Source organism: Actinokineospora alba (assembly GCF_004362515.1).
In the GTDB taxonomy this organism is placed as follows: Bacteria; Actinomycetota; Actinomycetes; order Mycobacteriales; family Pseudonocardiaceae; genus Actinokineospora; species Actinokineospora alba.
The window spans coordinates 5,041,074-5,062,212 of the sequence record NZ_SNXU01000001.1 but is presented as its reverse complement, the minus strand read 5'-3'; the positions used below and the strand labels follow the sequence as shown (position 1 = coordinate 5,062,212).

17 protein-coding genes and 1 pseudogene are annotated in these 21,139 nt (G+C 70.2%); 6 read left to right on the top strand and 12 right to left on the bottom strand.

The annotated features are described in order from the left end of the window. Position 1 precedes the first annotated feature (1 nt). Both C8E96_RS23310 and C8E96_RS34495 read left to right on the top strand, forming a co-directional pair. Positions 2-193, top strand: a complete 192-nt coding sequence (locus C8E96_RS23310) for a hypothetical protein (protein ID WP_091367956.1) — start codon at positions 2-4, stop codon at positions 191-193. A gap of 481 nt (positions 194-674) precedes the next feature. Next, positions 675-1,622 (top strand): cold-shock protein, encoded by a 948-nt coding sequence (locus C8E96_RS34495; RefSeq protein ID WP_133794700.1) that lies wholly within the window; start codon positions 675-677, stop codon positions 1,620-1,622. Between the two features lie 228 nt (positions 1,623-1,850). On the opposite strand, the pseudogene C8E96_RS23300 reads toward C8E96_RS34495, so the two are convergent. The 3 genes and pseudogenes from C8E96_RS23300 to C8E96_RS23290 form a co-directional block, all read right to left on the bottom strand. Then, positions 1,851-2,568, bottom strand: a pseudogene (locus tag C8E96_RS23300) (IS5 family transposase). A 216-nt stretch (positions 2,569-2,784) separates the two neighbouring features. Next, a complete protein-coding gene (locus C8E96_RS23295) occupies positions 2,785-3,516 on the bottom strand; it encodes a GNAT family N-acetyltransferase (protein WP_091382057.1) in 732 nt (243 codons plus the stop codon). A 41-nt stretch (positions 3,517-3,557) separates the two neighbouring features. Beyond that, positions 3,558-4,727, bottom strand: coding sequence for an ROK family protein (locus C8E96_RS23290; RefSeq protein ID WP_091382059.1), 1,170 nt, complete (start codon positions 4,725-4,727; stop codon positions 3,558-3,560). A 100-nt stretch (positions 4,728-4,827) separates the two neighbouring features. Here C8E96_RS23290 and edd point away from each other — a divergent pair, with 100 nt between their 5' ends. Together edd and eda are read left to right on the top strand one after the other, a co-directional pair. After that, on the top strand, positions 4,828-6,639 hold the full coding sequence (edd, locus tag C8E96_RS23285; protein WP_091382061.1) for a phosphogluconate dehydratase: 1,812 nt from the start codon (positions 4,828-4,830) through the stop codon (positions 6,637-6,639). Continuing rightward, a complete protein-coding gene (eda, locus tag C8E96_RS23280) occupies positions 6,636-7,247 on the top strand; it encodes a bifunctional 4-hydroxy-2-oxoglutarate aldolase/2-dehydro-3-deoxy-phosphogluconate aldolase (protein WP_091382063.1) in 612 nt (203 codons plus the stop codon). Before edd ends, eda begins: the two co-directional genes overlap by 4 nt. 406 nt (positions 7,248-7,653) lie before the next feature. On the opposite strand, the gene C8E96_RS23275 is transcribed toward eda, so the two are convergent. Further along, positions 7,654-8,367 (bottom strand): hypothetical protein, encoded by a 714-nt coding sequence (locus tag C8E96_RS23275; protein WP_091382065.1) that lies wholly within the window; start codon positions 8,365-8,367, stop codon positions 7,654-7,656. Continuing rightward, the gene (locus C8E96_RS23270) at positions 8,364-8,858 is read right to left on the bottom strand and encodes a SigE family RNA polymerase sigma factor (RefSeq protein WP_091382067.1); all 495 of its coding nucleotides are present in this window, start codon (positions 8,856-8,858) and stop codon (positions 8,364-8,366) included. The genes C8E96_RS23275 and C8E96_RS23270 overlap by 4 nt, the downstream gene beginning before the upstream one ends. A gap of 128 nt (positions 8,859-8,986) precedes the next feature. Here C8E96_RS23270 and C8E96_RS33770 point away from each other — a divergent pair, with 128 nt between their 5' ends. After that, positions 8,987-9,616 (top strand): hypothetical protein, encoded by a 630-nt coding sequence (locus tag C8E96_RS33770; RefSeq protein ID WP_091574945.1) that lies wholly within the window; start codon positions 8,987-8,989, stop codon positions 9,614-9,616. A gap of 38 nt (positions 9,617-9,654) precedes the next feature. Here C8E96_RS33770 and C8E96_RS23260 read toward each other — a convergent pair whose 3' ends face one another. Next, complete coding sequence (locus tag C8E96_RS23260) at positions 9,655-10,434, bottom strand: ATP-grasp domain-containing protein (RefSeq protein ID WP_166658086.1); 780 nt, start codon at positions 10,432-10,434, stop codon at positions 9,655-9,657. A gap of 227 nt (positions 10,435-10,661) precedes the next feature. Next, on the bottom strand, positions 10,662-11,456 hold the full coding sequence (locus C8E96_RS23255) for a crotonase/enoyl-CoA hydratase family protein (protein ID WP_091382074.1): 795 nt from the start codon (positions 11,454-11,456) through the stop codon (positions 10,662-10,664). A 103-nt stretch (positions 11,457-11,559) separates the two neighbouring features. Between C8E96_RS23255 and C8E96_RS23250 the strand changes: the two genes are divergently transcribed. After that, the gene (locus tag C8E96_RS23250) at positions 11,560-12,387 is read left to right on the top strand and encodes an SDR family oxidoreductase (RefSeq protein ID WP_267463838.1); all 828 of its coding nucleotides are present in this window, start codon (positions 11,560-11,562) and stop codon (positions 12,385-12,387) included. Positions 12,388-12,419: 32 nt separating this feature from the next. Here the strand turns inward: C8E96_RS23250 and C8E96_RS23245 are convergent, their stop codons facing one another. The 5 genes from C8E96_RS23245 to C8E96_RS23225 form a co-directional block, all read right to left on the bottom strand. Then, positions 12,420-12,935 carry a MarR family winged helix-turn-helix transcriptional regulator gene (locus tag C8E96_RS23245; protein ID WP_091382076.1) on the bottom strand — a complete coding sequence of 172 codons (516 nt, stop codon included), beginning with the start codon at positions 12,933-12,935 and terminating at the stop codon, positions 12,420-12,422. Positions 12,936-12,995: 60 nt separating this feature from the next. Next, positions 12,996-13,451 carry a hypothetical protein gene (locus C8E96_RS23240; RefSeq protein WP_091382078.1) on the bottom strand — a complete coding sequence of 152 codons (456 nt, stop codon included), beginning with the start codon at positions 13,449-13,451 and terminating at the stop codon, positions 12,996-12,998. Positions 13,452-13,700: 249 nt separating this feature from the next. Next, positions 13,701-14,048 (bottom strand): STAS domain-containing protein, encoded by a 348-nt coding sequence (locus C8E96_RS23235; RefSeq protein ID WP_091382080.1) that lies wholly within the window; start codon positions 14,046-14,048, stop codon positions 13,701-13,703. A 107-nt stretch (positions 14,049-14,155) separates the two neighbouring features. Further along, positions 14,156-16,513 (bottom strand): SpoIIE family protein phosphatase, encoded by a 2,358-nt coding sequence (locus C8E96_RS23230; RefSeq protein WP_091382082.1) that lies wholly within the window; start codon positions 16,511-16,513, stop codon positions 14,156-14,158. A 25-nt stretch (positions 16,514-16,538) separates the two neighbouring features. Next, positions 16,539-21,086 (bottom strand): HAMP domain-containing protein, encoded by a 4,548-nt coding sequence (locus C8E96_RS23225; RefSeq protein ID WP_091382084.1) that lies wholly within the window; start codon positions 21,084-21,086, stop codon positions 16,539-16,541. Positions 21,087-21,139: the final 53 nt, after the last annotated feature.

Genomic DNA, 21,139 nt, shown 5'->3' with positions numbered 1-21,139 from the left:
CTTGGTCCTTAAGCTGCTCCCCCGCTGCCAGCGCAACTTCGCCGCCAGCTGCGAGCGGGTGCGGTGCGACCGCGACAAGTTGGCGGCGCTGCTGGCCGAGTTGCCGGAGGTCACCGCCTACCCGCCCGACGCGAACTACGTGATGGTGCAGCCCCGACGGGCTGCTCCGACAGGGACAGCCATTAGTCCCTGAACCTCCGACCAAGGCCACCTTCAGGGACAGCCCTTGGTCCTGAACCCAGAGACGAGCAAGCCTCAAGGGACAGCGCTTCGCCCCGCACCTCCGGGCGTGGTCACCTTCGGGGACGGCTCTTCACCCCTGCACTTCCCCCTTGCCCCTCGTCCTGGCCGCTGTTAATTCTCGATCATCGCTGTCAAGGGTCGCGCAGCGATCGCGCAGCGACGGCCGTTTACGGCCGCCCTTGACAGCGATGATCGAGAATTAAACAATCGCGCCAGAGGGGCCCATCCACTTCTCTTTGGTACCAACAAAAACAGTCCCCCTCGGCCGTAGAGCAGGGATTAAGACCTGGTCTCAAAACTTGGCGTGTCGCTAGGTGAACCAACGGCCCGCCCCTGGCTCCGCACCGCCCGCCTGTGGGCCCGGCCCGACGGACCGGAAGTCCGTCAGAGAGACTGGGGGCCAGTGCCCGCCTCTCGACCTGGAGCCTTTGATGCCGCAAGGGACCGTCCGTTGGTTCGACGCCGAACGGGGTTTCGGCTTCCTCGCGCCCGAGGACGGCTCGCCGGACGTGTTCGTGCACGCCTCCGAGATCGTCGAGGACGGCGGCGCGAAAATGCTCCGCGAGGGTCAGGCCGTCGTGTTCGAGGTCGGCGAGAACGACCGCGGGCCCCAGGCGCTGCGCGTTCGCGTCACCGCCGATGCGGCCACCGGCAGCGCCGTGGGCCTGCTCGGCACCGTCAACTGGTACGAGCCGGGCAAGGGGTACGGCTTCGCGTCGCCGGACGGCGGCGGCGCCGACATCTTCGTGCACAGCTCCGCCATCGTGACCGGCGGCGTGGTCACCGAGGGGCAGCGGGTGGCCTTCCTGATCGTCGAAGGCGAGCGCGGCCCGCAGGCCGGGCACGTGATCCCGCTGGGAGCAGGGGCAGGCTCACCCGCTGCGGCTGGTATCGCAGACGGTGCCGACGGCACGGTGGCCTGGTACGACGAGGACAAGGGCTTCGGCTTCATCAACCCCGACTCCGGCGCCGGGGACATCTTCGTTCACGCCCGGGCCCTGGCCGAGGGGCTGACGTGGCTCGCGGAGGGCGACCGCGTCGCCTACGAGGTGGTTAGTGGAGACAAGGGCCCGCAGGCCCGCGACGTGCACCTGGTCCGGGGCGCCGAGCCCCAGACGGCGCCGCAGCGGTCTGCACCTGCTGCGGCCGCAGGGCCGGCCGCGCGGGACGTGCCCGTACGAGGCGGCGAGGGCGTCGTCGCACGCTACGACGGCGACCGCGGCTTCGGCTTCATCACCCCGGACGCAGGCGGCGACGATCTCTTCGCCCACGTGTCCGTGATCATGGGGTCGGAGCCGCTGCAGAAGGGTGACCGGGTCCGGTACGCGGTGCGTCAGAGCGACCGGGGCCCGCAGGCCGACCGCATCGAACGCCTCTGAAGAGGCGGCCCCACCGATGGCTGATCACTTCCCGACGAGAGTGCTCGTTCATCCCCATCGATGGTGCCGTCAGCAACCCGGCTGCAGCCTCCTCCAGGAGATCGATCTCCCTCGTGGTGACGGGACCCCGTGCCGACCCGAGGACCTGCTCCGCGCTCAGAAGCTCACCAGTCACCCCACCCAACGACACAGAGCTACCGATGTATCCCAAACGAGTGAATGGATGCGTTAGACCTGGTCGCAGAGCTCGATCTTTATGAGCCGGCGGACGTTGATCACGGTGCAGGCCAGCGTGAGTAGCGCCAGTGTGGTGCGTTCGGTCCGGTCGTAACGCAGCCCGAGGCGTTTGAACCGCAGCAGCCAGGAGATGGTGCGTTCGACGACCCAGAGGACCCGGCCGAGGCGGGACTTGCCCTCAATCCCGCGCCGGGCGATACGGACCTTGATACCGCGGCGGGTCAGGTAGCGGCGGCAGCGGCGGTAGTCGTAGCCCTTGTCGGCGTGCAGCTTGTCCGGTCGGCATCGTGGCCGGCCCGCCCGGCCGTGGTGGCCGCGCACGGTCGGGTTCGTGTCCAGCAGCGGCTCGAACAGCATGCTGTCGTGGGTGTTTGCCGCCGACAACATGATGTGCAGCGGTAGCCCGTTCGCGTCGCACAGAACGTGGTACTTGGAGCCGGCTTTACCCCGGTCAGTGGGGCTGCGGCCGGTCAGCTCGCCCCCCTTTTCGACCGCACCGACACCGCGTCGATGCAGCCTCTGGTCCAGTCGAGCTCGTCGATGTTGGACAGCTCGTAGAGCACGAGCTGGTGCAGCCGGTCCCACACGCACGGTCATCGTTCCGGGGCCGCCCACCCGGACCGCGCGGCGCTGGTCGGGACGGGATCAGGGGTTCGATCAGCTCCCAGAGCCGGTCTTCGACCCGCCGCTGCTGCGTCGTCTTCGCCATGACTGCCCACGATCGACGACCAGGACCGGCAGGTTACGCAGTGACACACCCTTAAGTTTTGAGACCAGGTCTAAAGCCAAAGACCGCAAAGGCAACCCCGTCCGGGTGGACCGATGGCCGAGCGGGTTGTGGTTCGAGGGGTCGCTGTCGCCCGATTTTCGGAATGCAGGCTCCGTCACACCCGCACCGTAGCGAAGCAAGCCGACATTTTCGGATCTACTCAGGACCGAACGCGGACATGCTCTGGTAGGTGAATCCCAAGCGCTCGTAGAGCCGGATCGCGGTGGCGTTGTCCGCGTAGACCATCAGCCCGCAGGAACCGTGCTCGGCCAACAGGGTGTCCCGCACGAACGTGCAAACCGCACTGGACGCGCCTTTGCCGCGGTGGTCCTCGTGGGTGGCGACGCCGGCGATGAACCCCATGTTCGGCGCGGGCCAAGCGTCGCCCGCCATCGAGACGAGGGTGTCGCCGTCGAACATGCCCGCCCAGCGGCGGGTTCCGGTCTCGCGTGGGACGAGCCAGCCTTCCGGGTTCGCGGTGCGCACCAAGTGGTCCGCGGCGTCGAGGTCGGACTCGGTGAGCCAGCGGACGCCGTCGGGGCGCGGGCCCGGCTCGCCCGTGGTGGTCATCCAGCCGAACTCGGCGAACGCGGACCAGCCGGGTTCCAACTGGCACATCTCCTCGGCCAGTTCGGTGCGCGCGATCGGATCGCCCGGGGTCGGCAGACTCACCGAGGTCACCAGCTTGAGCGCCTGCTCGGCCGGGCCCGCCAGGATCACACGGTCACGCCGATAGAGCCCCGGCGCGTAGACCAGGACCGCGCCGTCGTGCTCCCATGCCTGCCCGCCCTCATGAAGGTATCCGGGCACCAATGCCTGGGCACCCCAGTTGATCACAGGCTCGGTCGTGACGGCGGCAACGTCCGCCGGAGTCTTCAGCTGATGCACGCCGCCGATTCCATCGCACCACGCACCGCTCGGACAACTGATTACCCGACAGCGACGGGCCTGCCCGCGACGGCCGCGTTCACCGACGCGGCGGACAGCACGTCGTCGAGGACCATGACCGCGCAGCCGGTCCGGGTGCCGCCGTCGGTCAGGGTGCCCGGCTCGATCCGCAGGTCGCGGGTCGCCGTGGCGGCCGCGGACTGGTAGATCAGCTCGCGCATTCCCGCGACCAACGGCTCGTACGCGCGCGCGAGGTCACCACCGACGATGATCATCGCCGGGTTGAGCAAGTTCACCGCGGCCGCGACCACCCCGCCGAGGTGCCGCCCAGCCGCACGGACCAGCCGGAGCGCGTCCGGGTCGTCGGCGCGCGCCAGTTCGGCCACGTCGAGCGCGGTCCCGACCTTCCGGCCAAGCGCGGTCAACTCACGGACCAGCGCCCAGCCGCCCGCGACCGCCTCCAGGCAGTCGACGCCGCCGCACCGGCACACCGCGCCGCCGCCGTCCACGACCTTCGTGTGCCCGATCTCCCCCGCCGCGCCCATGGCGCCGCGGCGCAGGCCGCCGCCGGAGATGATCCCGGCGCCGATGCCGGTGGACACCTTGATCACAAGCAGGTCATCGATGTCGGGGTGCGCGCGGTGCTCGGCGAGCGCGAGGGCGTTGACGTCGTTGTCGACCCGCACGGGGACGCCGTATCGCTCGGCGAAGAAGGCGGGGATGTCGACATCGACCCAAGCGGACGGGCTGACGCTGCGGGTGGTGCCCGCCTCGACGGTGCCGGGCACGCTGACCCCGATGCCGCGCAGCGGCCTGCGGCCCGCCAGCAGCCGGTCGAACGAGTCGGCCACCGCCGCCAGCATGACCGCCGGGTCGTCAGCCCACTCGACGGTCGCCGTCGCCAGGGCGCGGCCGGACAGGTCGCACACGGCCAGCTGACTGCGGCTCGCACCAAGAGCGGCGGCCAGGACAACCCCGCCATCGGCGTTGAACACCAGCCGCGTCGGGGGCCGCCCGCCGGTCGACCCGCCCGCCGCGGTCTCCACCACCAGGCCCCGGTCGACCAGCTGGTCGACCCGCAGCGTGACCGCGGTGCGCGACAGGCCGGTGAGTCTGCCCAGGTCGGCGCGGGTTTCGGCGAGGCCGCCCCGGATGAGGCCGAACACCTCACCGGCGGACGCGCCGGGAGCCATGACCGGTCCTGCCGCCATCCCATCACTTCCCGTCCATCGAAGGTCCACTGAACACTAAAGTACTTTTAATACCTAAGGTTGCTTGTATCGATACAGAAGTCTGGCTAGTCTGGACGCCGTGAGCCACCCCACCGTCGCCGCCGTGACCGCCCGAATCGCCGAGCGCAGCGCCGTGGGCCGCGCCGCCTACCTCGACCGGATCCGCGCCGCCTCGGCACAAGGACCCGCGCGGGGGTCCCTCGGCTGCGCCAACCTCGCCCATGGGGTCGCCGCCTGCGGGCCCGCCGAGAAGCTGACGCTACGCGCGGCGGTGAAGCCGAACATCGCGATCGTGTCCGCGTACAACGACATGCTCTCCGCGCACCAGCCGTTCGAGGCCTACCCCGCGATCCTCAAGCGCGCCATCGCCGACGCCGGTGGTGTCGCCCAGTTCGCGGGCGGCGTGCCCGCGATGTGCGACGGCATCACCCAGGGCCGCGCGGGCATGGAGCTGTCGCTGTTCAGCCGCGACGTGATCGCCATGTCCACCGCGCTCGCCCTGTCCCACGACATGTTCGACGGCGCGCTGCTGCTCGGCGTGTGCGACAAGATCGTTCCCGGGCTCGTCATCGGCGCGCTGGCCTTCGGTCACCTGCCGACGATCCTGGTTCCGGCGGGCCCGATGACGTCCGGCCTGTCCAACGCGGAGAAGAGCCGCGTCCGGCAGCTGCACGCCGAGGGCAAGGTCGGCCGCGACGAGCTGCTGGAGGCCGAGTCGGCGTCCTACCACGGCCCCGGCACGTGCACGTTCTACGGAACCGCGAACTCCAACCAGCTCCTGATGGAGGCCATGGGCCTGCACCTGCCCGCCGCCGCCTTCGTCAACCCGGGCACGCCGCTGCGCACCGCGCTCACCGAGGAAGCGGGCCGCCGGGTCCTCGACCTGACCCGGCTGGGCGAGAACTACACGCCCATCGGCGAGGTGATCGACGAACGCGCCGTCGTCAACGGCGTGGTCGCGCTGCTGGCCACGGGCGGCTCCACCAACCACACCATGCACCTGGTCGCGATCGCCGCCGCCGCCGGGATCACCCTGCGCTGGGACGACTTCGCCGAGCTGTCGGCCGTCGTGCCGTCGCTGACCCGGATCTACCCCAACGGCACCGCCGACGTGAACCACTTCCACGCCGCGGGCGGCACCACGTACCTGATCAGCGAACTGCTCGACGCCGGCCTCATGCACGCGGACGCCCGGACCGTCGCGGGCGAGATGTCCGCCTACCGCACCGAGCCCGCTTTGCGCGACGGCGGTGTCGTCTGGCAGGACGGCGTCGCCGACAGCCTCGACAAGACCGTCCTGCGCGGCGTGGCCGACCCGTTCGCCCCCGACGGCGGCCTGCGGATGCTCTCGGGCAGGCTCGGCCGGGCGGTCATGAAGGTGTCGGCGGTCAAGGCCGAGCACCGGGTCGTCACCGCCCCCGCGCGCGTCTTCGACGACCAACAGGAGTTCCTCGACGCGTTCCAGGCCGGTGAGTTGTTCCACGACCTCGTCGCCGTCGTGCGCTACCAAGGACCCAAGGCCAACGGGATGCCCGAGCTGCACAAGCTGACGCCCGCGCTCGGGGTGCTGCAGGACCGTGGGCACGCGGTCGCGCTCGTCACCGACGGGCGGATGTCCGGCGCCTCCGGCAAGATCCCCGCCGCCATCCACGTCACGCCCGAAGCCGCCGACGGCGGGCCATTGTCGCGGCTGCGCGACGGAGACCTCGTCACCGTCGACGCCGAGACCGGCGCCCTCGACGTCCTCGCCGACCTGGACGCGCGGACGCCCGAGCCCCGCGAACCCAACTCCCCCACCGGAACCGGCCGCGAACTGTTCGCCGCCTTCCGCGCCGCCATCGGCCCCGCCGACCAGGGTGCCACCGTCTTCGGAATGGAGACCGCGTCATGAGTTCGGTCCTCGACCTGTCCCCCGTCATCCCGGTCGTCGTCATCCGCGACGCCGATGACGCCGTGCCGCTCGCGCGGGCGCTGTTGGCGGGCGGTGTGCCGGTCATCGAGGTCACCCTGCGGTCCAAGGCGGCACTGGCCGCCATCGAGCTCATCGCGACCGAGGTCCCCGAGATGGTGGTCGGTGTCGGCACCCTCACCACCCCCGACCAGGTCGAAGCGGCCACGAAGGCCGGTGCGAAGTTCCTGATCAGCCCCGGCGGCACCCCACGACTGCTCGACGCGATGGCCGACACCGGGTTGCCGTACCTGCCGGGAGTGGCCACGGTGTCGGAGATGATGACGATGCTCGACCGCGGGATCACCGAGATGAAGTTCTTCCCCGCCTCAGCCGCGGGCGGGCCGGACTACCTGCGCGCGGTCGCGGGGCCGCTGCCGCAGGTGCGTCTGTGCCCGACTGGCGGAATCACCGAGGCAACCGCTCCCGACTACCTGGCATTGCCGAACGTGGGCTGCGTCGGCGGCTCATGGATCGCGCCGACGAACGCGATCGTCGATGGTGATTGGTCTGCCATTGAGGCGGCGGCGAAGGCTGCGGCGGCACTCTGACTGTGGCCGGACCGCGAAGGACTTCGGTCGCAGCGGAATCCAGCTCGGTGGGGGCGACCATGAGTCGGCTCTGATCGCCCTCACCGCCCAACCTGGCTTGATGCGGTGGGCGCCTGTTTGGGTGGTTCGCCTTGATTTGGGGCCCCTCCAAATGGGGCTGTGCGGGTCAAAAGGCGGGGCAAGGGAAAGCCCACCCGCACCGCGAGTTTAGCCCCATTTGCCCCAAATCAAGGCGAACCACCCAAACAGGCCGTTGGGATTGGCCCGTTCTGTTCGGTGGTGGTGGTGGTGGTGGTGGTGGCGGCGGCTTCTGTTCGGTGGTGGCGGTGGTGGTGGCGGCGGCATCGAAACAGGCAGTCTTGTTGCGGCTCTTGCGGTTCTGCGCACGTGAACGCCGAGCAGAGGGTCAGCCCCGCCCGAATCCGTTGTTGCCCAACGGTAGCGGCGTTCCCGAGGCGTCGAAGGCGGCGAGGTTCGACGGCTCCTTGGTGGAGTAGTCGAACCACCACACCTTCACCGAGCGGTTCTCGCTCCACTCGGCCTGATGTGCCTGCACTGTCTTTCCCCCGATGGTGGCGGTGATCTTCGTGGCCGGGCCCACGTAGTAGCCGAACGCGGGGATTCGGCCGTTGTCCGAGGCGATGCTCGCGCCGTGGAAGCCCGGGGCCGTGTCGGGGCCCTCGGTCTCGTTGGTCGTGTAGTGGTCCGAGATTCGTCCCTCCGGTGACATCCGGCCCGCGACCAGGCCGAAGCGGGTCTCCTCCAGGCCCGGCTCGTCGATCGGGAACAGGTAGAACGCGAGTTCGCCCGACTCGTGCAGGTCGCCGGCGCGGATGATGTCGCCCATGATCGGCTTCCCCGACTGGCTGGTCGGCCTGGCCGGGGAGGTGATGGTCAGTGAAGGGGTGCCCGCGGGTTGCACGGCCGCCGTGCGCAGCCAGTCGGCGCTTCCGACGATGATCACCATGACCGCAGCCACCCCGGCGACCGCCGCCATGCCGTTGCGCAGCCGGCGGCGCCTGCGGATGCGGGTGCCCGCCGCCATGACCCGCTCGACGTCGACCGGTGCGAACTCGACCGGTTCCCGCATTGCCGCGCGCAGGCGGTCGAGGTCGGTCATCGCGGTCCTCCGTTCGGCGCGGCCGCAGTTGTGCGCAGTTTGCCCAACGCGCGGGCGTTGGTGCTCTTCACCGTGCCGAGGGACACGCGGAGTTCGGCGGCCACCGCGGCCTCGGGCAAGTCGAAGTAGTGCCGCAGCACGACCACCGCCCGCTCCCGCGCGGTGAGCCCGTCGAGCATGTCCATCAGCCACTCCCGTTCGACCACCGCCGTCTCACCGCCCGCCACCGACCGCTCCGGCACCTCTTCGGTGGAGTCCTCGCGCACCGGCCTGCGCCACCGGTCGATCACGTGGTTGACCATGGTGCGTCGGGCATAGCCGTACGCGTCGTCGTCGCGGATGCGCGACCAGGCCGCGTAGCAGCGGGCCAGCGCCGTCTGCACCACGTCCTCCGCGTGGTGCCGGTCGCTGGTCAGCAGGTAGGCGGCATGCAGCAGCCGCCCGGAAGCGGCTTGAACGAACTCGACGAAATCCGCGTCACCACGGCCCATGCGTATCCCCCATACCCATCGAGACGAGTGGGCGAACGGAAAAGTTGCGCGCCGACGGCAGAACTTTTCCGACCACCCCACCCGTCTTTCCCGGTGTAGGACAACCAGGCAGAACAGGGGAACACCACATGTCACGTGTGCACCGCCGCACGCTGGTCGCTGTCGCGATCACCATCGCGGCAGCGGCCGCCACCACCGGGGTCGCCATGGCCACCGCGGCGCCCAGCACCGCACCGGCGCCCGCCGTCGCCGTGCAGCCGGTCGCCAAGGCTGAGGCACCGGCGCCGGACAGCGCCGCGCCCGAGCACGTCTTCCTCGGGCAGCCGGTGGCCACCGGGTCCAACGGCCCCGGCGGCGAATTGGTCTTCCGCTTCGTGAAGATCGACGAGCCGGAGTACCTGCCCGATGTCCACTTCGGTCTGCTGGCGGGCCGAACGGACGCGAAGGGGGTCTTCACCGGCCACTACGCGACCAACGAGACCGAGGGCTCCGACACGGCCCCCGGCTTCCACGGCGCGAGCATCGCCTCGGACAACGGCCGAATCCCCGCGTTCGGCTACTACGCGGGCCCGGCCACGAAGATCACCGCCACCATCGGCGGCAAGACGGTCCAGGCGCACCAGGCCGCCTGGAGCGAGGACCCCGCGGTGAAGGTGTGGTGGTTCGACTACTCCACCAAGGAGCCGTCGAACCTAGCCGCCTTCGACGCCGCGGGTGCACCGCTGCCGCTGGGGAACAACTCGTTCGGCCGCGGCTGACCGAGTCCGCGCCGGGATCCCACCGCGGGGTCCCGGCGCTACCGCAGCGCCAGGTGCGCCTCGATGTACGGCGTGGCGAACGACTCCTCGATGGGGATCGAGGTGTTGAAGGCGGGATGCACATTGACCTCGAACACCACGCCGCCGTTCACCAGCGCGAGGTCCACCCCGCCGAGGTTGAGCCCCAACGACTTGGTGGCCGAGACCGCCAACTGGTGAAGCTCGGGCGGTAGCTCATCGAGTGACAGCCTGGTCGAGACCGCGCCCCGGGTCTCGTTGCACGGCGCGTCGGGCTGGGCCTGGACGTGCTCGCAGGCGTAGACCACGCGTCCGTCGAGCACGACGACGCGGAACTGCTGGCGCACGCCGTCGGGGGTGAAATTGTTCGCGTCGCGGGCCATCAGCCAGCCGAGGCCGGATTCGCCGTAGTAGCGGGTGGCGGCGTGCAGCTGCTCGTCGGTGGTGACGTGGAAGACGTCGTTGCCGCCCATGCCGACGACCGGGCGGGCCCAGACGTCGCGGCCCAGCCGCTCGAAGACCGCGGCGGGGTTCGCGTCCGCGGTCACACTGATGGTCTCCATCTGCGCGATGCCGTCGCGGGTGAACCGCTCGACACTGAGGTCCTTCTCGGTGGCCACCCGCCAGGCCTCGACGTCGGTGCCCAAGGAAGCGGCCCCGAACGCGTGCAGCTGCCGCTGGGCAGCCTCGAACCCTCGGCGTTTCTCCGGTGGTATCTCGTAGATGACCAGGGCCGAAGGTCTGACCACCAGGTTCTCGGCGGGAACCTCAAGCTGGAGTCCGCCGTCGACGGCGGTCACCTTGCCGCTCCCACCTGGGAAGAAGTGTCGTGCGTCGATCGAAACCGGAGGATTTCCGGTGAGCCTCTCGGCGGCGCGGGACAGAACCTTGCGGCTGCCCTCTCTCGAGCTGTGATCCGTCATCAGCACTAAAACGCTCGAGTCCATACCGACATGGAACAGCACTGGTGTCAACGGACCTGCGGCGGCCTGGTAAAGCGCCCATTCCGCCGTCGCTTCCCCCGTGTCTACAGTGGACTTTCCGGGCCGTCGAAAGCGCCATGCCGTCCGGCGCCCTCGGCGAAACGAGTCGCGCCCGCGAGGGTGTCGGCGGCCAGGGACACCAAGCCGTGGCTGAACTCGTTGGTGAGGGCGACCCGCTCGTCGAGTCCCTCCTGTTCCAACACCGACAGCCGGTCCTGCCGCATGCAGGTCTGTGGGAACGCGGCGATCCGCGCCGCCAACTCCCGCGCCTCGGCCAGCACCCGGTCATCCGGGACGACCCGGTTCACCAAGCCGATCCGTAGGGCTTCCGCCGCGTCGACCGGGCGACCGGTCAGGATCAGGTCCATCGCGACGCTGGTGCCGATCAGCCGCGGCAACCGCACTGTCCCGCCGTCGATCAGCGGCACTCCCCACCGACGGCAGAACACCCCGAGCACGGCCGATTCCCCAGCCACCCGCAGGTCAGCCCACACCGCCAGCTCCAACCCGCCCGCCACCGCGTGCCCGTTGATCGCCGCGATGACCGGTTTGGACAGCCGCATCCGGGAGATCCCCATCGGGCCGTCGCCGTCGGGCGCGGCCCGGTTTCCCTGTCCGGTACTGATCGCCTTGAGGTCGGCGCCCGCGCAGAACGTCCCACCCTCTCCGTAGAGGACGGCGACAGAGGCAGACGGGTCCGCGTCGAAGGCGCGGAAGGCTTCGGCGAGCGCCTCGGCGGTCGGGCGGTCCACGGCGTTGCGCACGTGGGGCCGGTTGATGCTGATCGTGGTCACCGCGGCGTCCCGGGTGACCCGTACCGCCTCCGCCGTCTCCGACACCGTCGCCTCCTCGTCGAGAACCGCAGACTAGCGCAAATTGACATAGCGAGACATATCATTTGTAATACGTACGATTTGGCACGCACACATCTGGAGGTCGGCCGTGGTCAGGACCCTTGCGGGCAAGACGATCGTCATGTCCGGCGGCAGCCGCGGCATCGGACTGGCCATCGCCCTGCGCGCGGCCCAGGACGGCGCCAATGTGGTTCTGCTCGCCAAGACCGCGACCCCGCACCCGAAGCTGGAAGGCACCGTCTTCACCGCGGCCGAGGAGATCGAGAAGGCGGGTGGCCAGGCGCTCGCCGTGGTCGGTGACGTGCGCGAGGACGCTGACGTCACCGGCGCGGTCGAGCAGGCCGTGGACCGTTTCGGCGGCATCGACATCGTGATCAACAACGCCAGCGCGATCGACCTCTCGGGCACCGAGAAGCTCGACCTGAAGCGCTACGACCTCATGCAGGACATCAACACCCGCGGCACGTTCGTCCTGAGCCGGGCCGCCATCCCGCACCTGCGCGCCGCGGCGAACCCGCACATCCTGACGCTGTCGCCGCCGCTGAACCTGGCCCCGCACTGGGTGGGCGCGCACCTTGGCTACACGCTCGCCAAGTACGGCATGAGCCTGTGCACGATCGGCCTGGCCGAGGAGTTCAAGGACGACGGCATCGCCGCCAACTCGCTGTGGCCGCGCACCCTGATCGACACCGCGGCCGTGCGCAACCTCCTGGGCGGCGCCGACCAGTCCCGCAGCCCCCAGATCGTCGCCGACGCCGCGCACGCCATCCTGGTCCGCGATTCCCGCGAGTGCACCGGCAACCACTTCGTCGACGACGAGGTGCTCGCCGAGGAGGGCATCACCGACCTGTCGCCCTACCGCGCCGCCGGCGCCACCGGTGACCTCGCCCTCGACATCTTCCTCGACGCGTTCTGATCCAAGCCCCCGCGTTCCAGCGCGCGGAGCGGCTACGCGGACGCCCGCTGCGAACCCGGCGGCTTCCTTGACCCGGGCTGGTCCCGGATCGCGTCGAAGGCGGCGGGCAGTGTGGTGCCGGAGGACAGCTTCGACAGGATCCGGTGCAGCGCCTTGCGGTCGGCCGACGACAGCTCCGCGAAGGCCTGGTCGTCCAACTCGCCCAAGCGCTCGTTGGCACCCGCGAGCGCCGTCCGGCCGCTCTCGGTGATCTCCACCAGGTACCGCCTGCGGTCGCCCGGGTCGCGCACCCGGGCGGCATGGCCCGCGTTCTCCAGGTCGTCGAGGCTGCTCACCATGGTGGCTGGGTCGATCCGCAGGTACGCGCCGAGGGCGAGCTGGGGCGTGGGGCCGTTGTCGGCGAGGGCCTGCAGGATGCTGTAGTGCCGCACCCGCAGGCCGGGCAGTTCCTCCTCGGCCAGCCGGAACATGACCTGGCCCAGCTTCACCAGCAGGCAACTCGTGTGGTCGCCCACCGTCCCGGGGACCAGCGGCTGCGGCTCCGTCATCGTTCACCCTGCTCATCGTTCGGCCTGCGTACGGTCTGATCGTACGTGGCGCCGAACCCTTTACCGACGAAACCTCTGGTCGTCGTCGAGTGTTGTCGAGCAGGTGATGGGCTGCCCGGCCGCGGGCGCCTTGTTCTCGGTGAGGGTCTTCGTCTTCGGGCTGCCCAGGTCCTTGTCCAGGACGATCTTGCACCCGACGACCGCGCCCTCCGCCGGAGTGACGGTGAGCCTGGCCTGGCGGCCCGCCGGGATGATCACGTCGCGGCTCCACGGTTGCGCCGTCGGGGCCTCGTCGGTGCGGGTGGTCGGGTCGGCGGTCCGGTGCTGCCCGTCGGGCACCGCCGTGTACTCGACCTTGCGGATGCCGCCCGCCCCCTCGACCGTCACCTCGTAGGTGATCGCGTAGGAGTCGATCTTGCGCGTCCGGAACGCGTCGTAGGCGAGCACGACACCGACGCCCAGCACCGCCACCCCGAGGAGGACGAGCACGGTCGTGATCACGGATTTGCGAGTCATGGTTCCCTCTTCCCGGCTTGGCTGCCCCTAATCAACCGGGCATCGCCGCAGGTCACCAGCCGAAAACCGGATCGACACCCGAAGGGGTTCGAAACCGGTGGAGATTTTTTCCCCAACCACGTGTGAGATCCGGTAAGGCGGGGTAACTACCCGCTGGACTTGGTCCCAACCGAACTTATTCGGCCCGCCTCCGGGCACCCCGGGCCCCGACTGACCGTCATGGTCGTCGGGGCCCGGTGTATGTCCGGGTCAGCTGATGGCCGAGTCCACCGAGTCGGCCGTGGTCAGCACCTCGAGCATCTCGGTGATCTCCAGGATTCGCCGGGCGGAGCTCTCCACACCCGGGACGACGACGAACGGCACACCGGTCTCACAGCCGCGCTCATGCGCGGTGAGCAGGACGGTCAGACCCGCGGAGCCGAAGAACGTCACGTCGCTGAGGTCGGCGACGAGCACGCGGGCATCGCCCAGATCGGCCGCCGCGGCGAGCACGCCCCTGAGTTCCGCGGCCGTGGCGAGGTCGACTTCACCTGCGACCCGCACGAGGACCGAGTCGCCCGCGCGTTCGGTGGTCGTGTTCATCGGAGCCTTGGTCATCGGGGATGCCTCCAGCGCGCTGGAACCAGCAGTCGTGCCGGTGTTCGGGACACACGATCCCGGCAAAGCGTATAGGTTCCGCCCCTGTCCGCCCTTCCAGCGGGCGATCACCGCACCTGGATGCCGACGATGCAGGCGTCGTCGTCGGTGTCGGCGTCGCAGTGCAGCAGGAGCCGGTCCAGGCGCTGGTCGAGGTCGATCGCCGACGTGCTGACGATGTCGAGCAGGTGGTCGAGGGACTCGTCGAGGGACGCGGTGCGCCGCTCGATCAGCCCATCGGTGTACATCACCAGGACGTCGTCCTCGCGCAGCCGCACCTCGCCGAGTTCGTACTCGGCATCGGCCTTGACGCCCAGCAGCAGCCCCTTGAGCATCGGCAGCGTGTTCGCGTGGCCGTCGCGGACCAGCACCGGCGGCAGATGCCCGGCCCTGGCCCAGCGCAGCACGCGCGTCTCCGGGTCGTAGAGCCCGCACAGCGCGGTGGCCAGCACGTGGTCGGCGAGGTTGCCCGCGACGTTGTTGAGCCAGGTCAGCAGCTGGTTCGGCGGCGCGCCCGTGGCGGCGAGGCCGCGCAGGGCGTTGCGGAGCACGACCATGCCGGTGGCCGCGTCGATGCCGTGGCCGGCGATGTCGCCGACGGAGATCAGCAGCTGGCCCGACGGCAGGATCACCGCGTCGTACCAGTCGCCGCCGACCAGGTGGTCCTTCTCCGCGGGCCGGTACCGCACGGCGATACGCAGGTCGGGCAGCTCGATCGGGTCGTGCGTCGAGGGCATGATGGCCCGCTGCAGCTGCAGGGCCAGCCGGTTGCGCTCGGCGGACTCCTGCTCGGTGAGGACGAGTTGGTCGCGGGTCGCCGCGAGCGCGACCTCGGTCCAGTGCTGCGCGGAGATGTCCTGGTAGGCGCCGCGCACGGCGACCAGGCCGGAGCTGGGGTCGAGCAGCGGCTCGGCGATGACCCGGCTGTGCCGGTAGGCGCCGTCGGGCCTGCGCATCCGGAACACCGTGGACGCTGGGCGGCCGTGGTGCAGCAGCGTGCGCAGGAACCGTGTGATGGCCGCCGAGTCGTCCGGGTGGGCGTGCTCGGCCAGGTCGGCCAGCGGGATCGGGCCCTCGGTCTCGGGCAGCCCGTAGAGCGCGTACAGCTCGCTGGTCCAGGTGATCTCGCCGGTGATCTTGTCCTCGTCGAAGCCGCCGACCTGGCTGAGCCGCTGGGCATGGCTGAGCAGGATCGTCGACTTCGCCGACTCGTCCTGCGGCCGCCAGGTGATCAGCACTCCGCCACCGATGCGGCTGACGCTCAGTGCCTCCAGCTCGGTAAGCGGTGGCTGGTCGATCGACACGCTCAGCGCGAGCCGCTCGGCGCGGAACGGCGCACCGGTGGCGTGGACCTCGGCAACGGTGTCGAACAGGCCCGTCTCCCCCGCCGCGGTCGGGTAGGCCTCCAGCAGGGTCGCGCCGACCACCGAGGCACGCGGCCTGCCGTCGGGATCGACGAACCGGGCGTTGGCGTGGTGGACGCGGAAGTCGGTGACGGCGCCCCCCTCGTCCAGCTCGGGCACCAGGACCATCGCGGGGTCGAGCATGGCGTCGGCGAGCGCGGTCAGGTCGGCGCGCGGCGCGTCGGCCGTGGAGTCCGGCCGGGTCTCGATGGCGTGCCCGCACAGCTCGGCCAGCGCGTCGATCTGGCGGATCACCTGCGGTGGCTGCGTGGGCATCGCCGTCGGCCAGCAGATCTCCAGGACGCCGCGGATGCGGCCGCCCGAGGTGGCCAGCGTCGCCGCCCGGCCGCCGTCGCGGAACTGCGCGCCGCCGATGGATGGCAGGACACCGGAGTCGCCGCCGCGGATCCAGATCGTGCGCCTGCTGGTGAGGGCGCTGCTCGCCGCGGTCGTGACCCCGGGCGGGACGTAGTGCCAGCGTTCGATCTCGTCGGGGTTGAACCCGACCGCGCCCGCCAGCGTCAGTGAGGCGTCGAGGTCGACGGTCCACACCGCGGCGGCGGTGGCGCCCAGCGGCGCGAGGGCGTGTTCGAGTATCGCCTCGGTGACGGCCTGGACGTCGCCCGCGGCCAGCACCCCGCTCTCGGCGGTGCGCAGCCGGGCACCGACCTCGGGTGGCGGGTCGGCGATCTCGTCGAGCAGGAGCTGGGCGAAGCCGTCGCGCGCGGTGCGGTTGACGATGTCGGCGGCCAGTTCGGCCTGGGACAGTCCTGCTTGCTCGGCCAGGCTGCTCACTTGCCGGGCCGCCTCGGCGGGCCCGATGTGCAGACGCTCGACCAGCACCCCCTTGGCCAGCTCGATCAGCCCGCGGGTGTCCGCGCCGATCCGTGCCCGGTCGACCTGCGCCCGCAGGCTGCGCACAGTCTCAGCCAGTCTCTCCAGTCCGGCAGCGGAGATGTCGCCGTTCCCGCCCACCCGCCCCTCCACGTCGAGCGGCTGCTGCGGCTCAGTGGGCGTGTGCACGAAGTCGGCTCCCCTTTGATGGTCGTCAGCCCCGCAGGCTGTCCTGGATGCGAGTGATCAGGTCGTGTGCGTCGACCGGCTTGGTGACGTAGTCGTTGGCGCCCGAGGCGATCGTCTTCTCCCGGTCGCCCGGCATGGCTTTGGCGGTGACGGCGATGATCGGCAGGTCGGCGTACTCGGCCATGTCGCGGATCGCCGTGGTGGCCGCGAAGCCGTCCATCTCCGGCATCATGATGTCCATCAGGATCAGGTCGATGTCGGAGTGGTGGGCGAGGGTCTCGATGCCCTTGCGGCCGTTCTCGGCGTGCAGCACGCGCATGCCGTGGGTCTCCAGGATGCCGGTGAGGGCGAAGACGTTGCGGGCGTCGTCGTCGATGACGAGGACCGTGCGCCCGGCCAGGTCGCCCGGGATCACCTGCGGCGACGGGCTTTCCCCGATCCGGTCGGGTCGGGCCAGCGGCAGCACGTCACCGGCCTGGTCGGCGTTGAGGTGCAGCGCGATCCGCTCCCGCAGCTCGTCGAGGCTGGAGAGGAACTCCAGCGGCCTGCTGCCCGCGCGCGCCTGCAGGCCGCGCTCCTGTTCGATGTCGAGCCGCCTGCTGTTGTGCGCGAGCACGGGGATGCCGCGCAGCTCGGGGTAGGTGTCCATGACCTCGAGGAACCGGATCGCGTCGGCCAGGTCGAGTTCGAGCACGACGCAGTGGCAGGGCCCGCCCGCGAGCGCGTCGGCGGCCTCGGCGGCACTGACCGCGCTGAGCACGGTGATAGGCCCACGCGGATCGTTGAGGTCGTGGCTGGCACCGAGGTCGGCGACCGCGCTCTCGGCGACCAGCGACAGCAGCCCCGGCCGGTGTTCCTCGATGACCAGCAGCCTGCGCTGGCGGGCGGCGGCGTCCTGGGAGTCGTCCTCCTCGACGCCCGCGGCGGGCTGGGTCAGCGCGTCGGCCGGGATCTCCTGGAAGTCGGGGTGCGCGACCGGCAGGAACAGGGTGAACGTGCTGCCCATGCCCGGCGAGCTGGTGGCGGTGAGCGCGCCGCCGATCAGGTAGGCGATCTCGCGGCTGATCGACAGGCCGAGGCCGGTGCCGCCGTACTTGCGGCTGGTCGTGCCGTCGGCCTGCTGGAACGCGCCGAAGATGGATTCGAGCTGCTGCTCGGCGATGCCGATGCCGGTGTCGATCACGCGGAAGGCGATGGCCGGACCGTGGATGCTGACCGACGCGGGCAACTCGGTGGGCGAGGCGGACTCGATCTTAAGTTCGACGCCGCCGCGCTCGGTGAACTTCACCGCGTTGGACAGCAGGTTGCGCAGGACCTGGCGCAGCCGGGCGTCGTCGGTCAGCACCTCGGCGGGGACGTCGGAGCCGGTGTTGATCCGGAAGTCGAGGTTCTTCTGCGTGGTGAGCGGCCGGAACGTCGCCTCGACGTAGTCAAGCAGGCCGGTGAGCTCGATCCGCTCCGGGCTGACGTCCATCTTGCCCGCCTCGACCTTGGACAGGTCGAGGATGTCGTTGATCAGCTGCAGCAGGTCCGAGCCCGCCGAGTGGATGATGCCCGCGTACTCGACCTGCTTGGCGGTGAGGTTGCGGGTGGGGTTCTGGGCGAGCAGCTGGGCCAGGATGAGCAGGCTGTTGAGCGGGGTGCGCAGCTCGTGGCTCATGTTGGCCAGGAACTCCGACTTGTACTTCGACGTCAGCGCCAGCTGGTGGGCGCGGGCCTCGAGTTCCTGGCGGGCCTGCTCGATCTCGAGGTTCTTCGTCTCGATGTCGCGGTTCTGGCTGGCCAGCAGCGCGGCCTTCTCCTCCAGCTCCGCGTTCGACAGCTGCAGCTCCTCCTGCCGGATCTGCAGCTCGCTGGAACGGGCCTGCAGCTCGGCGGCGAGCCGCTGGGACTCGCCGAGCAGCTCGTCGGTGCGGGCGTTGGCGACGAGGGTGTTGACGTTGACGCCGACGGTCTCCATCAGCTGCTCGAGGAAGTCGCGCTGGATCTGGGTGAAGCTGCGCACCGAGGCCAGCTCGATCACGCCGAGGACCTGCTCCTCGACCACCATCGGCAGCACGATCAGGCTGGTCGGCGCCGCCTGGCCCAGGCCGGACGAGATGGTGACGTAGCCGGGTGGGACGTCCTCCACGGCGATCGTGCGCCTGCTGCGGGCGGCCTGCCCGACCAGGGACTGGCCGAACCGGAACCGCACCGGCTCGTTGCCGTTGCCGCCCGTCCCGGGGTGCCCGTACGAGCCGATGAGCCGCAGCTCCTGGCCGTCGGCGCCGTCCTCGGCGAGGTAGAACGCGCCGTACTGGGCCGAGACCAGCGGGGCCAACTCGTCGACGATGAGTTCGGCGACCAGCGCGATGTCGCGGCGGCCCTGCATCAGCCCGGACATGCGGGCCAGGTTGGATTTGAGCCAGTCCTGGTCCTGGTTAGCCCGGGTGGTCTCGCGCAGCGAGCCGACCATCGAGTTGATGTTGTCCTTGAGCTCCGCGACCTCACCGGAGGCCTCGACGGTGATCGACCGGGTCAGGTCGCCCTCGGCGACCGCGCTGGTGACCTCCGCGATGGCCCGCACCTGGCGGGTGAGGTTCCCGGCCAGCTCGTTGACGTTCTCGGTGAGCCGCTTCCAGGTGCCGGACACGCCCTCGACCTCGGCCTGACCGCCGAGGCGGCCCTCGCTGCCCACCTCGCGGGCCACACGGGTGACCTCAGCGGAGAAGCCGGAGAGCTGGTCGACCATCGTGTTGATCGTGGTCTTCAGTTCGAGGATCTCGCCGCGGGCGTCGACGTCGATCTTGCGGGTCAGGTCGCCCTGCGCGACGGCGGTGGTGACCTGGGCGATGTTGCGGACCTGGTTGGTCAGGTTGTTCGCCATGAAGTTGACGTTGTCGGTCAGGTCCTTCCAGGTGCCCGCCACGTTCGGCACCCGGGCCTGCCCGCCCAGCTGGCCCTCGGTGCCGACCTCGCGGGCCACGCGGGTGACCTCGTCGGCGAACGCGGACAGCGTGTCGACCATCGTGTTGATCACCTCGGCGAGCGCGGCGACCTCGCCCTTGGCCTCGACGATGATCTTCTGCGACAGGTCGCCCCTGGCCACCGCGGTGGCGACCGTGGCGATCGAGCGCACCTGGCCGGTCAGGTTCGACGCCATCACGTTGACGTTGTCGGTCAGGTCCTTCCAGGTGCCCGACACCCCGCGCACCGTCGCCTGGCCGCCGAGGTTGCCCTCGGTGCCGACCTCACGGGACACGCGCGTGACCTCGTCGGCGAACGCGGAGAGCTGGTCGACCATCGTGTTGATGGTCTCCTTGAGTTCGAGGATCTCCCCGCGCGCGTCGACCCGGATCTTCTGCGTCAGGTCGCCTCGGGCGACCGCGGTGGCGACCTCGGCGATCGAGCGCACCTGGGCGGTCAGGTTGTCGCCCATGACGTTCACCGACTCGGTGAGGTCCTTCCAGGTGCCCGCCACGTTCGGCACCCGGGCCTGGCCGCCCAGCCTGCCCTCGGTGCCGACCTCGCGGGCGACGCGGGTGACCTCGTCGGCGAACGCGGAGAGCTGCTCGACCATCGTGTTGATGGTCTCCTTCAGCTCGAGGATCTCGCCGCGCGCGTCGACCTCGATCTTCTGCGACAGGTCGCCCTTCGCCACAGCCGTCGTGACCTGGGCGATGTTGCGGACCTGGGCGGTCAGGTTGCCCGCCATGAAGTTCACCGAGTCCGTCAGGTCACGCCAGGTGCCGGACACACCCTTGACGTCGGCCTGGCCGCCGAGCAGGCCTTCGGTGCCGACCTCGCGGGCCATGCGGGTGACCTCGTCGGCGAACGACGAGAGCTGGTCGACCATTGTGTTGATCGTGTTCTTCAGCTCGAGGATCTCGCCCCGGGCGTCGACGTCGATCTTCTGCGACAGGTCGCCCTTCGCCACAGCGGTCGTGACCTGGGCGATGTTGCGGACCTGGGCGGTCAGGTTGCCCGCCATGAAGTTCACCGAGTCCGTCAGGTCACGCCAGGTGCCCGAGACACCCTTGACGTCGGCCTGACCACCCAGTCGGCCCTCGCTGCCCACCTCGCGGGCCACACGGGTGACCTCGTCGGCGAACGACGAGAGCTGGTCGACCATCGTGTTGACGGTGTCCTTGAGCTCCAGGATCTCGCCCCGGGCGTCGACGTCGATCTTCTGCGACAGGTCGCCGCCCGCGACGGCGGTCGCCACCTGGGCGATGTCGCGGACCTGGCGGGTCAGGTTGCCCGCCATCGCGTTCACGGAGTCGGTGAGGTCTTTCCAGGTGCCGGACACGCCGGGCACCTCGGCCTGCCCGCCGAGCTGGCCCTCCGTGCCGACCTCGCGGGAGACGCGGGTGACCTCGGAGGTGAACAGGGAGAGCTGGTCGACCATGCCGTTGAAGACGGCGGCGATCTCGCCGAGCAGGCCGTCGGCGTGATCGGGCAGGCGGGTGCCGAAGTCGCCGTCGCGGACGGCGGTCAGTCCCGCCAGCAGCTGGCGCAGTTCCGACTCGCCGACCTTGCCGATGCCTCGGCCCGCCCGCGCGCGTGTCGCGGACTCGGCAGTCGTGTCACCCATGTCCCGTCCGTTCGCTCGTCCGCTCGGCGCGTGGGCGCCCGACGCCACCTTCC

Excerpts from the sequence above, each read along its gene's own strand:
- C8E96_RS34495 (WP_133794700.1), top strand. The coding sequence starts at position 675 with ATGCCGCAAGGGACCGTCCGTTGGTTCGACGCCGAACGGGGTTTCGGC.
- C8E96_RS23290 (WP_091382059.1), bottom strand. The coding sequence starts at position 4,727 with ATGGCGGCAGGACCGGTCATGGCTCCCGGCGCGTCCGCCGGTGAGGTG.
- eda (WP_091382063.1), top strand. The coding sequence starts at position 6,636 with ATGAGTTCGGTCCTCGACCTGTCCCCCGTCATCCCGGTCGTCGTCATC.
- C8E96_RS23275 (WP_091382065.1), bottom strand. The coding sequence starts at position 8,367 with ATGACCGACCTCGACCGCCTGCGCGCGGCAATGCGGGAACCGGTCGAG.
- C8E96_RS23270 (WP_091382067.1), bottom strand. The coding sequence starts at position 8,858 with ATGGGCCGTGGTGACGCGGATTTCGTCGAGTTCGTTCAAGCCGCTTCC.
- C8E96_RS33770 (WP_091574945.1), top strand. The coding sequence starts at position 8,987 with ATGTCACGTGTGCACCGCCGCACGCTGGTCGCTGTCGCGATCACCATC.
- C8E96_RS23245 (WP_091382076.1), bottom strand. The coding sequence starts at position 12,935 with ATGACGGAGCCGCAGCCGCTGGTCCCCGGGACGGTGGGCGACCACACG.
- C8E96_RS23240 (WP_091382078.1), bottom strand. The coding sequence starts at position 13,451 with ATGACTCGCAAATCCGTGATCACGACCGTGCTCGTCCTCCTCGGGGTG.
- C8E96_RS23235 (WP_091382080.1), bottom strand. The coding sequence starts at position 14,048 with ATGACCAAGGCTCCGATGAACACGACCACCGAACGCGCGGGCGACTCG.
- C8E96_RS23225 (WP_091382084.1), bottom strand. The coding sequence starts at position 21,086 with ATGGGTGACACGACTGCCGAGTCCGCGACACGCGCGCGGGCGGGCCGA.